The organism is Robertmurraya dakarensis (assembly GCF_900156875.1).
GTDB lineage: Bacteria > Bacillota > Bacilli > Bacillales > Cytobacillaceae > Robertmurraya > Robertmurraya dakarensis.
The window spans coordinates 3,619,266-3,636,411 of record NZ_LT707409.1 but is presented as its reverse complement, the minus strand read 5'-3'; the positions used below and the strand labels follow the sequence as shown (position 1 = coordinate 3,636,411).

At 41.0% G+C, this 17,146-nt stretch carries 13 protein-coding genes, 1 tRNA gene, 3 rRNA genes, 1 other RNA gene and 1 other annotated feature; of the genes, 4 read left to right on the top strand and 14 right to left on the bottom strand.

All coding sequences use genetic code 11. The features are described from left to right. The 8 genes from CZ487_RS26115 to tadA form a co-directional block, all read right to left on the bottom strand. A 16S ribosomal RNA gene (locus CZ487_RS26115) occupies window positions 1-104 on the bottom strand; the annotation flags it as partial. A gap of 217 nt (window positions 105-321) precedes the next feature. Further along, on the bottom strand, window positions 322-585 hold the full coding sequence (locus CZ487_RS26110) for a pro-sigmaK processing inhibitor BofA family protein (RefSeq protein WP_077215251.1): 264 nt from the start codon (window positions 583-585) through the stop codon (window positions 322-324). A gap of 95 nt (window positions 586-680) precedes the next feature. After that, the gene (locus CZ487_RS26105; protein ID WP_077215250.1) at window positions 681-899 is read right to left on the bottom strand and encodes a YaaL family protein; all 219 of its coding nucleotides are present in this window, start codon (window positions 897-899) and stop codon (window positions 681-683) included. Between the two features lie 21 nt (window positions 900-920). After that, entirely contained in the window at window positions 921-1,517 is a 597-nt protein-coding gene (gene recR / locus CZ487_RS26100) for a recombination mediator RecR (protein ID WP_077215249.1), read from the bottom strand. A 17-nt stretch (window positions 1,518-1,534) separates the two neighbouring features. Next, window positions 1,535-1,849 (bottom strand): YbaB/EbfC family nucleoid-associated protein, encoded by a 315-nt coding sequence (locus CZ487_RS26095; protein WP_077215248.1) that lies wholly within the window; start codon window positions 1,847-1,849, stop codon window positions 1,535-1,537. A 19-nt stretch (window positions 1,850-1,868) separates the two neighbouring features. Continuing rightward, window positions 1,869-3,551, bottom strand: coding sequence for a DNA polymerase III subunit gamma/tau (dnaX, locus tag CZ487_RS26090; protein ID WP_077215247.1), 1,683 nt, complete (start codon window positions 3,549-3,551; stop codon window positions 1,869-1,871). Window positions 3,552-3,731: 180 nt separating this feature from the next. Beyond that, window positions 3,732-3,996, bottom strand: an RNA gene (ffs, locus tag CZ487_RS26085) — signal recognition particle sRNA large type. A gap of 96 nt (window positions 3,997-4,092) precedes the next feature. Then, window positions 4,093-4,608 carry a tRNA adenosine(34) deaminase TadA gene (tadA, locus tag CZ487_RS26080; protein WP_077215246.1) on the bottom strand — a complete coding sequence of 172 codons (516 nt, stop codon included), beginning with the start codon at window positions 4,606-4,608 and terminating at the stop codon, window positions 4,093-4,095. Window positions 4,609-4,774: 166 nt separating this feature from the next. Between tadA and CZ487_RS26075 the strand changes: the two genes are divergently transcribed. From CZ487_RS26075 to CZ487_RS26065, 3 genes are all read left to right on the top strand, one after another. Then, window positions 4,775-6,058: a glycosyl hydrolase family 18 protein gene (locus tag CZ487_RS26075; RefSeq protein WP_077215245.1), complete on the top strand. Its 1,284-nt coding sequence runs from the start codon at window positions 4,775-4,777 to the stop codon at window positions 6,056-6,058. Between the two features lie 186 nt (window positions 6,059-6,244). Continuing rightward, a complete protein-coding gene (locus tag CZ487_RS26070; RefSeq protein WP_077215244.1) occupies window positions 6,245-6,886 on the top strand; it encodes a deoxynucleoside kinase in 642 nt (213 codons plus the stop codon). Further along, window positions 6,883-7,551 carry a deoxynucleoside kinase gene (locus tag CZ487_RS26065; protein WP_077215243.1) on the top strand — a complete coding sequence of 223 codons (669 nt, stop codon included), beginning with the start codon at window positions 6,883-6,885 and terminating at the stop codon, window positions 7,549-7,551. Before CZ487_RS26070 ends, CZ487_RS26065 begins: the two co-directional genes overlap by 4 nt. 125 nt (window positions 7,552-7,676) lie before the next feature. Here the strand turns inward: CZ487_RS26065 and CZ487_RS26060 are convergent. The 4 genes from CZ487_RS26060 to guaB all read right to left on the bottom strand — a co-directional run bounded on the left by CZ487_RS26060 (window position 7,677) and on the right by guaB (window position 12,671). Beyond that, window positions 7,677-7,769 (bottom strand) — tRNA-Ser (locus tag CZ487_RS26060). A gap of 188 nt (window positions 7,770-7,957) precedes the next feature. After that, window positions 7,958-9,232: a serine--tRNA ligase gene (gene serS, locus CZ487_RS26055; protein ID WP_077215242.1), complete on the bottom strand. Its 1,275-nt coding sequence runs from the start codon at window positions 9,230-9,232 to the stop codon at window positions 7,958-7,960. Between the two features lie 51 nt (window positions 9,233-9,283). Further along, window positions 9,284-9,543 (bottom strand) — a binding site (T-box leader). Window positions 9,544-9,680: 137 nt separating this feature from the next. Next, window positions 9,681-10,979, bottom strand: coding sequence for a D-alanyl-D-alanine carboxypeptidase family protein (locus CZ487_RS26050; RefSeq protein ID WP_077215469.1), 1,299 nt, complete (start codon window positions 10,977-10,979; stop codon window positions 9,681-9,683). Between the two features lie 228 nt (window positions 10,980-11,207). Continuing rightward, complete coding sequence (guaB, locus tag CZ487_RS26045) at window positions 11,208-12,671, bottom strand: IMP dehydrogenase (RefSeq protein ID WP_077215241.1); 1,464 nt, start codon at window positions 12,669-12,671, stop codon at window positions 11,208-11,210. A gap of 115 nt (window positions 12,672-12,786) precedes the next feature. Between guaB and CZ487_RS26040 the strand changes: the two genes are divergently transcribed. Then, entirely contained in the window at window positions 12,787-13,743 is a 957-nt protein-coding gene (locus CZ487_RS26040; protein ID WP_077215240.1) for a YaaC family protein, read from the top strand. A gap of 90 nt (window positions 13,744-13,833) precedes the next feature. On the opposite strand, the gene rrf is transcribed toward CZ487_RS26040, so the two are convergent. Both rrf and CZ487_RS26030 read right to left on the bottom strand, forming a co-directional pair. Then, window positions 13,834-13,950, bottom strand: a 5S ribosomal RNA gene (rrf, locus tag CZ487_RS26035). 182 nt (window positions 13,951-14,132) lie between these two features. Further along, window positions 14,133-17,065 (bottom strand): 23S ribosomal RNA (locus CZ487_RS26030). Window positions 17,066-17,146: the final 81 nt, after the last annotated feature.

Sequence of the window (17,146 nt, the reverse complement as noted above, 5' to 3'; positions counted from 1 at the left end):
TCCGCCGCTAACTTCAAAGCTAAGCTTTTAAAAGTCCGCTCGACTTGCATGTATTAGGCACGCCGCCAGCGTTCGTCCTGAGCCAGGATCAAACTCTCCAAAAAAGAGTAAGATTAGCTCTTAAATATAATTCTAAAAACGTTGACGTATGATTTGTTTAGTTTTCAAAGAACAACATCGCATCGAAGCGACTTTATTAATATACTATAGTGGATTTTATGTGTCAACACTATTTTAAATATATTTTTCATTTAATACTTTGTGACGACGTTTGTTATTCTATCATTCCTAAGTAAATTGATCAATAGGTTTTTCAAATATTTAAAAAACCCACATATCAATTACTACTAATGCTGCTACCCCAGGTATCCCTAGAAATCCTGATACAGCTGATGTGGCTAAGTTAATCGGAAGATGAATTCCAAATTGAGTACCTACAGTATTTAGAAAAAATAGCAATAATGCACCGATTAATAACTTAATACAACCTTGTCCTACATATTTTAGTGCTTTTATTGGGGTTCCGATGACAAGTACCAACAGTACTAACACAGCTAATACCGATACGACCACTACTGGTTCCAATAAAAAAACCTCCTCTTCATTAATAACCTATACTGTATTAACTATGTACAAGTTATATAAAAAATTCCAAGAAGAGGAGGATATCTTTTTCATTTTTATTTTTGCATCTTTACTTTTCTATGTTTTGCCTCTTTGATTAAGTAGAAGTATTTAGCCTCAGTCAATTTCGTTTCGTATATAATTTCCTCGGAAGGATCAAAGCTTTTTTCAACCAATGCCTTTTGCATACTCCACTTTGATCTTATTTCTTCTAGATCATACAAAAGCTTTTCATCAAATTCTTTTCGAAGCCACCCTTTTCGTCGAAAAATCATCGTTATTTCCCCCGATTTATTCTATACTTCTCTTCTTCCCTCTAACGCTTTTGATAAGGTTACTTCATCTGCATATTCTAAATCTCCGCCTACTGGTAGACCATGTGCAATTCGGGTAATTCTAATCCCAGACGGTTTGAGAAGACGTGAAATATACATTGCAGTAGCTTCCCCTTCTATATTCGGGTTTGTTGCTAAGATGATTTCTTTTACAGTTTCATCCTGTAAACGTTTCAAGAGGTCAGGAATATTAATATCCTCAGGACCAATACCATCCATTGGTGATATCGCGCCATGTAAAACATGATAAAGGCCAGAGAACTCCTTCATTTTTTCCATCGCTATCACATCTTTAGGATCTTGAACAACACAAATCACACTTCTGTCACGATGCTGGTCTTCACAAATATAACAGGGATCTTGGTCTGTAATATGTCCACAAACAGAACAATAAGATAAATTCCTCTTCGCATTTACCAGTGCCTTAGCAAAATCAAGGACTGTATCTTCCTTCATACTTAAAACAAAGAAAGCCAGACGTGCGGCCGTTTTCGGGCCGATACCTGGCAATTTCATGAAGCTGTCTATCAGCTTTGATATCGGTTCAGGATAATACATGTTTCATTCTCTCCTACCTAGAATGGAAGGTTCATTCCTTTAGTGAATTGTCCCATTGTTGAATTCGTTAAATCTTCAACTTGTTTAAGTGCGTCATTTGTAGCCGCTAAAACAAGGTCTTGCAGCATTTCGATATCTTCAGGATCTACCACTTCTTCTTTAATATTTACCTCTAGAACTTCTTTATGTCCTGACATAATAACTGTGACCATTCCGCCGCCAGCTGTCCCTTCAATTCTCTTTTCTCCAAGCTCCTCTTGAGCTTGAGCCATCTTCTTTTGCATTTTTTGCATTTGCTTCATCATATTTTGCATATTTCCCATTCCACGCATGTTTAACATTCCTCCAATATTAATCTTTTATTTCAATTAAGTCTTCACCAAACATTTTGAGGGCTTCGGTAACGACCGGGTCTTCTTCCACTTGATCCTCTGAGCTCTGTTCTGGATTCTCCTCCCGATGGCCCTTCAGAAATTCTTCTCTTATATGCAACCATTGCTCTTCTGGTACACCGACCACTTGCAGCTTTTTCCCAAGCAGTTCTTCAAGTAAATTGGTTAATAGATTTAAGAAACTTTGATTTTCCATTGCCATTTGGCAATGTATTTCATAGTTAAACTTTAGTATGAACGCATTTGATGAAGCCGCAACAGGCTCTGCCTCTTTTAACAACGCGGCATACGATGGTACGAGTCTTGACAGCATTTCTCCCCATCTGCTTTTTATAGCAGTTAAATCCGGCTTCGTCGCTTCCTTTAGGATTTCATTAATTCTTCCTGTAGGGACTTGGAACCCTTTGCGGGAAGCTCTTTGCGTTTTTTTCCGTGGTGCGGCCTGCGCCTCTTCATTAATAGATACGCCATTTTGCTTTAATTCCTGAAGCTGCTCCTCCAAACGAGAAATCTTACTTAGCAAACCCTCTAATTCAGCTGGACTGGTTTGATTTGCCCTTTCCAGCTGACAAAGCTTGATGATGGCTACTTCAAGAAAGATTCGCGGATGGTTTGTCCAGCGCATCTCTTGCTGAGCTTTGTTTAAGACATCAATGATTTCGTAAATTTGCTCATGTTGGACTTTTTCTGAGAGTGTTATAAAGTCTTCGTCTAACATTACTCTTTCAAGGGATTCTTCTAAATTGGGGGCTACTTTATATAAAAGCATATCCCGATAGAACAAAATAAAGTCTTCAATAAATCTTGAAGGATCTTTTCCTTGAAATAAAAGCTCTTCTAAAGCATCCAATCCGTCTGCTACATTTCTATCATCGACGGCAGCAGCTAACTTATTCAAAAAGTTTTGAGAAACAGATCCTGTAACCGTTAAGGCATCTTCCACCGTGACGATATCTTGGCTAAATGAAATAGCCTGATCTAGTAAACTTAGCGCATCACGCATTCCGCCATCAGCAGCTCTAGCTACAATCTGTAATGCTTTCTCATCACACTGAACTCCTGTTTCATCCACAATCAGCTTCATCCGGCCAACAATCGAACCCGCCGTAATTCTCTTAAAGTCAAATCTTTGACAACGAGATAAAATCGTCAATGGTATTTTATGCGGTTCTGTCGTAGCTAGAATAAAGATGACATGCTTTGGCGGCTCTTCAAGTGTTTTTAACAGAGCGTTAAATGCACCAATGGATAACATATGCACTTCATCAATGATATAGACCTTAAATTTGACTGAACTAGGTGCATACTTCACTTTATCACGTATATCCCTAATTTCATCAACACCATTATTTGATGCAGCATCGATTTCAATCACATCTGAGATAGACCCGTCTGTGATTCCTTTACAGGATGGACATTCATTGCAAGGTTCTTTCACTGGAGCCTTTTCACAGTTTACTGCCTTTGCTAGGATCTTTGCAGCACTTGTTTTTCCAGTACCGCGAGGACCTGAAAATAAATAGGCATGTGAAATTTTTTCCTGGAGCAGGGCATTTTGCAATGTTTTTGTGACATGTTCCTGACCCACAACATCCATAAAAGCCTGAGGTCGCCAAACACGATATAAAGCTTGATAACTCAACGCTTCCGCCCCCTCCTAAAATAGTCTATTCTTTATCATTGTCTTACGATAACTTCACTTTCCCTATTATAACGTAAATATTTTCTTTTTTACAAAATGAATGATAAACATTAAGGAAAATCTTTTAGAAATGCAAAAAACTCACCCTGATGGATGAGTTTGATATACATATTATAACTGCCGTGCACCTTCCGTCGACTGACGCCCATAAGCGTTACTTAAGCAGTTAGCTCGGCCCAGGCAACCCTGCGGCACATGAGATGGTCCACTTAATGCTGCTTCCTTCCGGACCTGACATGGTTCATGGATTCCCATTGCGCAGGACCCAGACGTCAACACCACTTACTTAAGGCAGACCCTACAGGACACCAGCCTCGGGAAGGGATTCAGTCTCGCTAGAGCGGATTGCGAGTACAGGGCACCGCTACCTCCCCACCTAGCACGGCAAAATTGATACCGAAATATTAAGTTGCGTCATTACCGACGCAAGTACAAGTATACTAATATTTATTTTAAAAAGCAACCTACTTACTGATGTAAATTATTGTAAGTCTTCTGCGGCTAGTTTTTTCAGCCTTTTTTCATTTTTCTTTTTCACTCTAAGTCTTCTAAAGAAGTCAGTAAGAAGCATACCGCATTCCTTTTCCAAAATGCCCGATGTCACTTCACTTTGATGATTAAATCGTTCATCCTGTAAAAGGTTCATGAACGTTCCGGCACAACCACCTTTTGGGTCAATAGCGCCATACACTACTCTCGCAACCCGGGACATAATAATAGCACCAGCGCACATCGGACATGGTTCTAGCGTGACATAAAGGATAGCCTCCTCCAATCTCCACGTTCCAACTTTTTGGCAGGCTAAGTCAATCGCAAGCAGTTCCGCATGAGCCAAAGCATTTTGGTTCGTTTCTCTCAAATTATGCGCTCTAGCTATGATTTCCCCATCTAGTACGATAACAGCCCCAATTGGTACCTCCGCTAAATCCTCTGCTTTTTTTGCTTCTTTTATGGCCTCTTTCATAAAAAACTCATCTATTTCCAACTGATTGTACATTTTCTTACTCCATTATTTCAAATTCTTTTTCTATTCTAACCTACAAGTAAAGGCAGTAACACTTTTTTTAATAAATCCATTATAAAAGGGTCCTTTATGATGGAATATTGAATCTTTCCCACTCATAGGATGGATGTAGCGCACATCCGTTCAAGGAGGAAAGAGCATGCAAATACATGTGATTCAGCAAAATCAGTCTCTTTATGGAATCGCTCAAGCCTATGGAACTACAGTTAACGAAATTGTCGAGGCAAATGAAATTCCCAACCCTAATAATTTAGTAGTCGGGCAAACAATTGTTATTCCTATTGTCGGAAGTTTTTATTGGGTTCAGCCTGGTGATAGTCTGTGGTCCATTGGCTCTAAGTTTAATATAAACTATCAGCAGCTTGCACAAGTTAATGGTATTCCTGCCAATCAGCCGCTTACTGTAGGATTAAGACTATATATCCCTGATTCCCCTAAGATTCAAAAAGAATTTAATGCATATGTTGAGCCTCGCGGCACGACGGTTGCCCCAGAGTTAGAAGAAGCTGCAAGAGAGAGTGCCCCATATTTAACTTATTTAGCTCCCTTCAGCTTCCAAGCTCTAAGAGATGGTACCTTAAAGGAACCATTGCTTAATAATTTCCCAGCGATTGCACAGGCCAATAATAATGTTTTAATGATGGTGATCACCAATCAGGAAGAAGACGCCTTCAGTGATGAACTTGGCCGTATTTTGTTAAACGATATGAATATCCAAAATACCTTCCTAGATAATATCGTTGCAACGGCACAAAAATATGGATTCCGCGATATTCATTTTGATTTTGAGTTTTTACGTCCTGCAGACCGTGAGGCTTATAATACCTTCTTACGTAAAGCAAAAGCACGTTTTGAGCAACAAGGCTGGCTCCTATCAACAGCTCTAGCCCCGAAGACAAGCGCAGAGCAAAAAGGTGAATGGTATGAAGCACATGATTACCGTGCCCATGGGGAAATTGTTGATTTTGTCGTTATCATGACCTATGAATGGGGCTATAGCGGCGGGCCCGCACAGCCTGTATCGCCCATCGGTCCAGTTAGAGATGTACTTGAATATGCCTTAACTGAAATGCCAGGCTCAAAAATCATGATGGGCCAAAACCTTTATGGCTATGATTGGACATTGCCATTCGTACAAGGGAGTATCGCGAAAGCCGTGAGTCCCCAGCAGGCTATTCAATTAGCTGCAGAGAATAATGTACCTATACAATATGACGTGCAGGCACAGGCGCCATTCTTTACTTATGTTGATAATGAAGGAAAGAATCATGAAGTATGGTTTGAAGATGCCCGATCTATACAAGCAAAGTTTGACTTAATGAAAGAGCTTGGAATCAGAGGCATGAGTTATTGGAAGCTCGGTTTATCCTTTCCGCAAAATTGGCTTCTTATTGTCGAAAATTTTAACGTCGTGAAAAGGTAGATAAGGTAACCACAGCATCTCTATTGGGATGCTGTTTTTTTATGGATTTTCGATCATAAAATACTTCCAATTACATCCTTACGAATTCGGTGTCTTTTACAGATGATATTATGATAAAATATTCTTTGCGCTTTTTCTTAAAATTACTAGTTAACTTCTGCATCATTTGGGAGAAGGAGGACAATTATGGGGGAAATACCATTTATTACAGTAGAAGGACCAATTGGTGTTGGTAAAACCTCACTTGCCAAAGCCTTATCAGATCATTTTCAATATGCTCTGCTAAAAGAGATTGTTGATGAGAACCCTTTTTTAGGGAAATTTTATAACAATATTGAAGAGTGGAGCTTTCAAACAGAAATGTTTTTCTTATGCAATCGATATAAACAGCTTGGTGATATCCAAGACCGTTACTTAAGTCAGGATATTCCTGTTGTTGCTGATTATCATATATATAAAAACCTAATATTTGCTGGACGAACGCTAAAAGAAGAAGAATATGAAAAATACATTAAAGTTTACGATATTTTAACGGTTGATATGCCCAAACCTAATATTGTTATCTATTTAAATGCAGGGCTCGACACTCTTCTATCTAGAATAAAGCTCCGTGGAAGAGACGTGGAAAAAAACATCAGTCCGATCTACTTAGAGCAATTATCTATCGATTATGAACATGCCATGAAAGAATTTGAAAAGCAAAATCCTGAGGTTCCGATCCTGCGCTTTGATGGTGATCAGCTTGATTTCGTAAAAAGTCAAGAAGACCTACTATACATTATTAAACAATTATCGACATCATTAGAAAAAAGGAGCCTGCACTCATGAATCTTAGAGAGAAATATGATATCCCCGGAAATTCTGTCATTACGATAGCCGGTACAGTTGGCGTGGGAAAATCAACGATGACAAATGCCTTATCTCAAGCACTAAATTTCCGCACCTCTTTTGAAAAAGTGGATACTAACCCCTATTTAGATAAATTTTATGATAACTTTGATCGTTGGAGTTTCCATCTGCAAATCTACTTTCTGGCAGAACGGTTTAAAGAACAAAAGCGAATTTTTGAATATGGCGGCGGCTTTATTCAGGATCGTTCCATCTATGAAGACACAGGAATTTTTGCAAAAATGCACTATGAAAAAGGAACAATGTCAAAAGTGGATTATGAAACATATACAAGTCTATTTGAAGCAATGGTGATGACTCCTTATTTTCCTCATCCTGACTTGTTAATCTACTTGGAAGGATCTCTTGATGATATCCTCTACCGAATTAAGGAAAGAGGACGTCCAATGGAGCAGCAAACACCGGTAAGTTATTGGGAAGAAATGCACGGACGCTACGAAAACTGGATTAATAATTTTAATGCTTGTCCTGTTCTCCGCTTAAATATCAATGATTACGACATTTTGGATAATGAATCCTCCATTGAACCAGTCATTGAAAGAATCTCATCTTTCTTAAAGCAGACACAGTTGTTAAAAAAATAGTGATGACAAAGAGGACCATGACATATGGACCTCTTTTCTGTATAAAAAAAATCCACTGCAATGATTGACTGCAGTGGATCCATTCTCCAATTATTATGCGTATGGTAAAAAAACATAAGTTGATATGGCGGAGGAAGAGGGATTCGAACCCCCGCGCGGTTTAACCCGCCTGTCGGTTTTCAAGACCGATCCCTTCAGCCGGACTTGGGTATTCCTCCATATGAACAAAATATAATATAGCATCTTTAAAAATAGGTGTCAACATGATTGATGTGCCATCATATTTAATGTTTTTTGAACAAGTTTCTATGCTATTATTTAATACTTTTTCCGCAATTAGCTTCTATTATTCCTAGTAGTTATAGAAAGAAATGAGAGTGAATTTCTCCACTCCCATTAGTTCCTCTTATTTAATTACTTCTCTGTTCCCCATATATGGACGCAACACTTCTGGAATAATGACACTGCCATCTTCCTGCTGATAATTTTCTAAAATAGCAGCAACTGTTCTGCCAATCGCAAGTCCAGATCCATTTAACGTATGAACATGCTCTGGTTTACCTTTCGGATCACGGCGGAAGCGGATATTTGCCCGGCGTGCCTGGAATCCTTCGAAGTTACTGCAAGATGAAATTTCACGATAAGTGTCGTAACTTGGTATCCAAACTTCAATATCATATTTCTTAGCAGCTGTAAAACCAAGATCACCTGTACACATGCTCATGACACGATATGGAAGTCCTAACAACTGAAGCACCTTTTCAGCATTGCCTGTAAGCTTTTCCAGCTCATCATATGAGTCTTCCGGCTTAACAAACTTCACAAGCTCCACTTTATTAAATTGGTGCTGACGAATAAGTCCGCGTGTATCTCTTCCCGCAGAACCAGCTTCTGAACGGAAGCAGGCACTAAAGGCCGCATATTGAATTGGCAGCGATTCGCCATCGAGTATTTCATCACGGTGTAAATTTGTAACGGGTACTTCAGCAGTTGGGATTAAGAAATAATCTTCACTTTCAATTAAAAAGGCATCTTCTTCAAACTTCGGAAGCTGACCCGTACCTGTCATACTTGCTCGATTGACCATATATGGGGGAAGAATTTCTTGGTATCCATGCTCTTCTGTATGAAGGTCAAGCATGAAATTAAATAATGCCCTTTCCAAGCGAGCTCCGAGTCCTTTATAAAATACAAAACGGCTTCCGGTTACTTTACCTGCACGTTCAAAGTCTAAAATGCCAAGCTTGTCCGCTACCTCCCAATGAGGTTTTGGTTCAAAACCAAAGTTGCGAATTTCTCCCCATTTTCTTGCTTCGATATTATCATCTTCTGTTTCCCCCACTGGAACACTTTCATGTGGAATATTAGGAATGCTAAGAAGGATATTATCCAATGTCACTTCTACCGTGCGGAGCTCTTCATCCAACGCCTTAATGCGGTCGCCCACCTCACGCATTTCCGTTATTAAATGGTCGGCATCCTGTTTCTCGCGCTTTAAAGCAGCTACCTGTTGCGAAACCTCATTTCGCTTGCTTTTTAATTGCTCTGCTTCTACAATAAGATCTCTTCTCTTTCGGTCAAGATCCTCAAATTTTCCTAAATCACTTAAATCTTCTCCGCGATGCTGGAGTTTTGCCTTTACCTCTTCAAAATTAGCACGCAAAAGTTTTACATCTAACATTTCTTTCACCCTTTTTTATTTTTTCTCAAACAAAAAACTCCCATCCCTTAAAAAAGGGACGAGAGTTACCCGCGTTGCCACCCTAGTTGAAAGCACAGTCATGCTTTCCAGCTTAAAGAAATAACGGTTTCTAACCGGAAGTATTTAATAGCCTTTTCGCAACTTATTCAGATGCACTAACGTAATCTATGTATCAGGCGTTCCATACTTCACTCAAGGATGGATTCACAAGTCTCACTCACCGATTTCCACCAGCCATCGGCTCTCTACAGAATGAAAAACCTGCTACTGCTTCCTCTCATTGCTTTAATTATAGGGAATTTTGTAACTAAATTTACTATAATTATGAACTTAATGCAACCCTTTTATTCATTGATTGCTTGTTTTGTCAGTAAATTAACATATAAAAAGGCTCCCTGTTTTCACAGAGAACCTAATTTACGATTGATTAAAACCAACCTTTAACAGTTGATGAAACACTTCCCCATAAATCTCCGAAGAATCCACCAATTCCACGCATCATCAATACAAACCAATTAGCTTTTTCAACATCATCTGCTGTAATGACGTCAACAACAATACTTTTATGTCCTTCTTCCGTCAAGAACCCTAACGATTCCCCTTCTTTAGGTACAACCGTTAATGTTCCTACCTTATCTCCTTTTTTAATAGGAGCAACAAGCTCACCGTTTTTATTAAGCTTCTCTTTATCAAGTGTTAAAACCGTTTTGTAGTTTTCAATATCACCGTTTTTAATCACCATATTAATAGGATCTTTTGTATATATCTCAACAGAGTCTTCTTTTCCTTTAACAACAGGAAGTGATTCATTCTTTTTCACTTGAAACTCTTTTGGAACGATTTCCTCTTTTCCAAAGTTGCTAAATGCATAATCCATAATCTTCTTTGTCTCTGCAAAACGTTCTTGCTGTGAGCTTGTCTTCATCACAACAGAAATAAATCTTTGTCCATTTCGTTCTGCCGTTGCCGTAAATCCATACCCTGCAAAATCTGTAGAACCTGTCTTCAACCCATCAATTCCATTATATTCAAAGATTAGCGTTGGCAGCATCCAGTTAAAGTTCTTATACTCTCTTCCATCTCTGAACTTTAATGATGGCTGACTAGCTGTATCTAAGACATGAGGGAAATCTTTCAGAAGGTGGTAGGCAAGCTTAGCTGTTGCTCTTGCTGACATGATGTTTTCCTCATCTGGATTACCAGCAGGGTGGTTGCCTAATAGACTGCTATTGTTCAATCCTGTTGAGTTCACGAATTTATAATCCTTCAATCCCAGTTCTTCAGCTTTCTTATTCATCAATGTAACAAAGTTTTTCTCCGTGCCTGCAATCACTTCTGCTAGCGCAACAGATGCCGCATTTCCGGAATGAATAGCCATCGCTTCATAAAGTTCTTTCACTGTATAGTTTTCACCTTGTGTTAATCCAACATTAGATAATCCTGGTGCACCAGACAGTTTATGAACAAACTCGTTAATTCGTACTTCTTGTTCCCATGTAATCTTCCCATTTTCAATAGCTTCAAGTACTAGATACTCTGTCATCATTTTTGCCATTGAAGCTACACCAAGGATTACATCTGCATTTTTTTCATAAAGGACTGCTCCAGTCTCTGCATCTACTAAAATAGCAGCTTCGGCATTAATTCCAAGCGGGTCAGTTGCAGCCTCTGCTTGTTTTGGAACAATTGAAAACGATGCCGCAAAAAGGAGAAGAAGCACCGTCATCACTAACGATATTTTCTTGTAACGTTTCAATTTTATATACCTCCAAAAAAATTTATCAATAAAAGATTACAGCAAGTACTTGTTATTGTTTATTACAGCAAAAGCATGCCTAGAAAATCGCACTTGTACAGTTTAACATAAATAAAATGAAAAAAATAGACAGAGAATGGTCCCTCTGTCTATTGGTTGAATGGGAAAATATATGCTTTTTTTAGGTCCTAATTCTTATTACAGCGAATAGTTTGGAGCTTCCTTTGTAATTTGGACGTCATGCGGATGGCTTTCCTTCAGTCCAGCTCCTGTCATCCTGATGAATTGAGCATTTTCTCTTAACTCATTTAAATCTTTTGTACCACAATAGCCCATACCAGAACGAATTCCGCCAACTAACTGATAGATGCTATCTGCAAGTGGACCTTTGTAAGGCAATCTTCCTTCGATTCCCTCTGGTACGAATTTCTTGTTATCTTCTTGGAAGTAACGGTCTTTTGAACCTTTTTCCATTGCCGCAACAGAACCCATACCACGATATACTTTAAATCTACGTCCTTGGAATATTTCTGTTTCACCAGGGCTTTCAGATACACCTGCTAAAAGACTTCCTAACATAACCGCATGACCACCAGCTGCTAGTGCTTTAACAATGTCACCTGAGTATTTAATTCCCCCGTCAGCGATAATTGCTTTGCCATGTTTGCGAGCTTCTGTAGCACAATCATAAATTGCCGTAATTTGCGGTACACCAACTCCGGCTACAACTCGTGTCGTACAAATGGACCCTGGTCCAATACCTACTTTTACGATATCCGCACCTGCTTCATAAAGTGCTTTTGTCGCTTCAGCAGTTGCAACGTTTCCTGCGACGATCCCCACCTCTGGGAATGCCTCGCGAATCTGCTTAACCGTTTCAATAACTCCTTTAGAATGGCCATGTGCAGTATCAACTACAAGGACATCCACTTGTGCTTTAACAAGTCTCTCGACACGTTTCATCGTATCACCGGTTACCCCTACAGCTGCACCAACCAATAATCTTCCGAGTGAATCTTTAGCTGAGTTAGGGAACTCAATTACCTTTTCAATATCCTTAATAGTAATTAATCCCTTTAACACACCGTTATCATCGACAAGCGGAAGTTTCTCAATTTTATATTTCTGTAAAATTTGTTCAGCTTCCTCAAGAGTTGTCCCAACAGAAGCCGTAACGAGATTTTCTTTTGTCATCACGTCAGCAATTTTAATCGAGTAGTCTTGAATAAAACGAAGGTCGCGGTTTGTAATAATTCCAACAAGCTTTTGTTCATTCTCGTTGTTTACAATTGGAACGCCAGAAATACGGTACTTGCCCATTAGATGTTCTGCATCAAACACTTGGTGGTCCGGTGTTAGAAAGAATGGGTCTGTAATAACACCACTTTCAGATCGCTTTACCTTATCCACCTGATCAGCCTGCTGTTCGATGGACATATTCTTATGGATGACTCCTAATCCACCTTGGCGAGCCATTGCAATCGCCATTTCAGCTTCTGTTACTGTATCCATACCTGCACTGATAATGGGAACATTTAACTTAATCTTATCCGTCAACTCTACCTGCAAACTAACATCCTTCGGAAGAACTTCAGATTTGGCTGGTATTAAAAGCACATCATCAAAAGTTAATCCTTCTTTAGCAAATTTATTTTCCCACATTTTTTGGCCTCCTAGACTCGAAAATATTATTAGTAGGTTATCAATTGGACAAAATACTGTCAAGATAAGAATGATTTATAAAAATATTCTAATTATTAAATAGGGAGGGGAATGAATTTTGTCTTACTTTGATTGGACCTCATTTTCTCTATTTTTCTCTGCCAGCTCCACACAAAATTATTTAAAAAAGTGTTACAATGACAAGCAAATTGAAAATGCAGAACAAAAAAGCTATGAAAACTGTTATCCATTTATTTATTATCTCGAACATGGAAAAGTATACTATGAACAGGCCCAAATTGCTCCATTAATTATTCAGCCTATCCTTTTTTTCTATGGATTTGTTCATCTAATAAAAGCAAGTATATTAACGATCGATCCAAATTATCCTGAAACTACATCAGTGTTGGCTCATGGGGTCTCTACAAGAAAAAGAAAAAAGCAGCAGTACTTATTTTTTCAGGATGAAGTTAAATTTCAGAAGACAGGCTTGTTTCCTTTCATAGCTGAAAAAATGTTTCACATGAAACATTTTGAGGGAGAAAAGGCAAATATGAGTGATTTATTTAAACAGATCCCTGAATTAAGCGGGCTTTTTTCCCAACTTGAAGGTAAAAAAACATTTATAGAGGTAAAACAAACGAATGATGAATTTCAAATTCCAACTTCTATTTTAGACGTTTTTCATATGACAGAGAACCGCTTTATTGAGTTTTTTCTTCAAAAATCTAAAGGGGTGTTTGAGCTTCATAAGGTAAATCATAATAGTGAAATAATATTTAAAAAAGAAGATAATAAGAAGTTTGATTGTGCACCATTAAGATTTAACTTAGAAAGCAATTCACACTCTTTACCTTTAAATAGGAGCAGTGAATTCGAATTTCACGAACTGCTAATTCACTACTTGCTTCTTTATAATTTAAGCATGATTGCCCGTTATGAAACGGAATGGTGGAGTGAACTGGTGAAGACAATGCCAAACAAAGACTTTCCATTCATTCAAACCTTTCTGAAACTTTCTCTTTCCAAAGGTCCTTTTTTAATACATCAGTTTTTAATGAGTCAACGTTAAAATTTTTGTTTCACTGGGCTTCGTTACTGACAAAATAACTGTTATTCTGCACATAACAAAAAAGCATCCAAAATAGATGCTTTTTTTATTGCCTGGCGACGTCCTACTCTCACAAGGGGACAGCCCCTAACTACCATCGGCGCTGAGAAGCTTAACTTCCGTGTTCGGTATGGGAACGGGTGTGACCTTCTCGCCATCGTCACCTGGCTATTTGGTTTGAGGTTTGTTCCCTCAAAACTAGATAACTTGACAATCATCTTTTAAATTGTCCAGCTGCGGCTCCTAACTCTTCGGTCGTTTCAATCCGTCCATGCAAATCCAAAAGCAGGATTTGCCCGGCCGGCTTTCCAACGCCTCTCAGAGTTGAACAGTCACCTTCGCTTTTCTTATTGGTTAAGTCCTCGATCGATTAGTATCAGTCAGCTCCACATGTCACCACGCTTCCACCTCTGACCTATCAACCTGATCATCTTTCAGGGATCTTACTAGCTTAAAGCTATGGGAAATCTCATCTTGAGGGGGGCTTCATGCTTAGATGCTTTCAGCACTTATCCCTTCCGCACATAGCTACCCAGCGATGCTCTTGGCAGAACAACTGGTACACCAGCGGTGCGTCCATCCCGGTCCTCTCGTACTAAGGACAGCTCCTCTCAAATTTCCTACGCCCACGACGGATAGGGACCGAACTGTCTCACGACGTTCTGAACCCAGCTCGCGTACCGCTTTAATGGGCGAACAGCCCAACCCTTGGGACCGACTACAGCCCCAGGATGCGATGAGCCGACATCGAGGTGCCAAACCTCCCCGTCGATGTGGACTCTTGGGGGAGATAAGCCTGTTATCCCCGGGGTAGCTTTTATCCGTTGAGCGATGGCCCTTCCATGCGGAACCACCGGATCACTAAGCCCGACTTTCGTCCCTGCTCGACTTGTAGGTCTCGCAGTCAAGCTCCCTTGTGCCTTTACACTCTACGAATGATTTCCAACCATTCTGAGGGAACCTTTGGGCGCCTCCGTTACTCTTTAGGAGGCGACCGCCCCAGTCAAACTGCCCACCTGACACTGTCTCCCACCCCGATCAGGGGTGCGGGTTAGAATTTCAATACAGCCAGAGTAGTATCCCACCGACGCCTCCACCGAAGCTAGCGCTCCGGTTTCCACGGCTCCTACCTATCCTGTACAAGCTGTACCAAAATTCAATATCAGGCTACAGTAAAGCTCCACGGGGTCTTTCCGTCCTGTCGCGGGTAACCTGCATCTTCACAGGTACTATAATTTCACCGAGTCTCTCGTTGAGACAGTGCCCAGATCGTTACGCCTTTCGTGCGGGTCGGAACTTACCCGACAAGGAATTTCGCTACCTTAGGACCGTTATAGTTACGGCCGCCGTTTACTGGGGCTTCAATTCAAAGCTTCGCTTGCGCTAACCTCTCCTCTTAACCTTCCAGCACCGGGCAGGCGTCAGCCCCTATACTTCGCCTTGCGGCTTCGCAGAGACCTGTGTTTTTGCTAAACAGTCGCCTGGGCCTATTCACTGCGGCTCTTCAGGGCTATGCACCCTAAAAAGCACCCCTTCTCCCGAAGTTACGGGGTCATTTTGCCGAGTTCCTTAACGAGAGTTCTCTCGCTCACCTTAGGATTCTCTCCTCGCCTACCTGTGTCGGTTTGCGGTACGGGCACCTACTACCTCGCTAGAAGCTTTTCTTGGCAGTGTGGAATCAGGAACTTCGGTACTATATTTCCCTCGCCATCACAGCTCAGCTTACACGAGAAACGGATTTGCCAATTTCTCTGCCTAACTGCTTGGACGCGCATATCCAACAGCGCGCTTACCCTATCCTCCTGCGTCCCTCCATCGCTCAAACGGTAATGAGGTGGTACAGGAATATCAACCTGTTGTCCATCGCCTACGCCTTTCGGCCTCGGCTTAGGTCCCGACTAACCCTGAGAGGACGAGCCTTCCTCAGGAAACCTTAGGCATTCGGTGGATGGGATTCTCACCCATCTTTCGCTACTCATACCGGCATTCTCACTTCTAAGCGCTCCACCAGTCCTTACGGTCTAGCTTCAACGCCCTTAGAACGCTCTCCTACCGCGGACACGTAAGTGTCCACCCACAGCTTCGGTGATACGTTTAGCCCCGGTACATTTTCGGCGCGGAGTCACTCGACCAGTGAGCTATTACGCACTCTTTAAATGGTGGCTGCTTCTAAGCCAACATCCTGGTTGTCTAAGCAACTCCACATCCTTTTCCACTTAACGTATACTTTGGGACCTTAGCTGGTGGTCTGGGCTGTTTCCCTTTTGACTACGGATCTTATCACTCGCAGTCTGACTCCCACGCATAAGTACTTGGCATTCGGAGTTTGTCTGAATTCGGTAACCCGATGAGGGCCCCTAGTCCAAACAGTGCTCTACCTCCAAGACTCTTGATCGTGAGGCTAGCCCTAAAGCTATTTCGGAGAGAACCAGCTATCTCCAAGTTCGATTGGAATTTCTCCGCTACCCACACCTCATCCCCGCACTTTTCAACGTGCGTGGGTTCGGGCCTCCATCCAGTGTTACCTGGACTTCACCCTGGACATGGGTAGATCACCTGGTTTCGGGTCTACGACCACATACTCATTCGCCCTATTCAGACTCGCTTTCGCTGCGGCTCCGTCTATTCAACTTAACCTCGCATGTAATCGTAACTCGCCGGTTCATTCTACAAAAGGCACGCCATCACCCATAAAAGGGCTTTGACTACTTGTAGGCACACGGTTTCAGGTTCTCTTTCACTCCCCTTCCGGGGTGCTTTTCACCTTTCCCTCACGGTACTGGTTCACTATCGGTCACTAGGGAGTATTTAGCCTTGGGAGATGGTCCTCCCAGCTTCCGACGGGATTTCTCGTGTCCCGCCGTACTCAGGATCCACTCAAGAGAGAATGAAGTTTCAACTACAGGGTTTTTACCTTCTCTGACCAGCCTTTCCAGGCTTGTTCGTTTACCTCATTCTTTTGTAACTCCGTATAGAGTGTCCTACAACCCCAAGAGGCAAGCCTCTTGGTTTGGGCTAATCCCGTTTCGCTCGCCGCTACTCAGGGAATCGCGTTTGCTTTCTCTTCCTCCGGGTACTTAGATGTTTCAGTTCCCCGGGTCTGCCTTCATTACCCTATGTATTCAGGTAAAGATTCCATCCGATTAAAGATGGAGGGTTTCCCCATTCGGAAATCTCTGGATCAAAGCTTACTTACAGCTCCCCAAAGCATATCGGAGTTAGTCCCGTCCTTCATCGGCTCCTAGTGCCAAGGCATCCACCGTGCGCCCTTATTAACTTAACCATCAGTTAATGTTAAAAAAGAACTTACTTGTTTAAAAATGATGTCTTGTCAAATTTGTTATCTAGTTTTCAAGGAACAAAG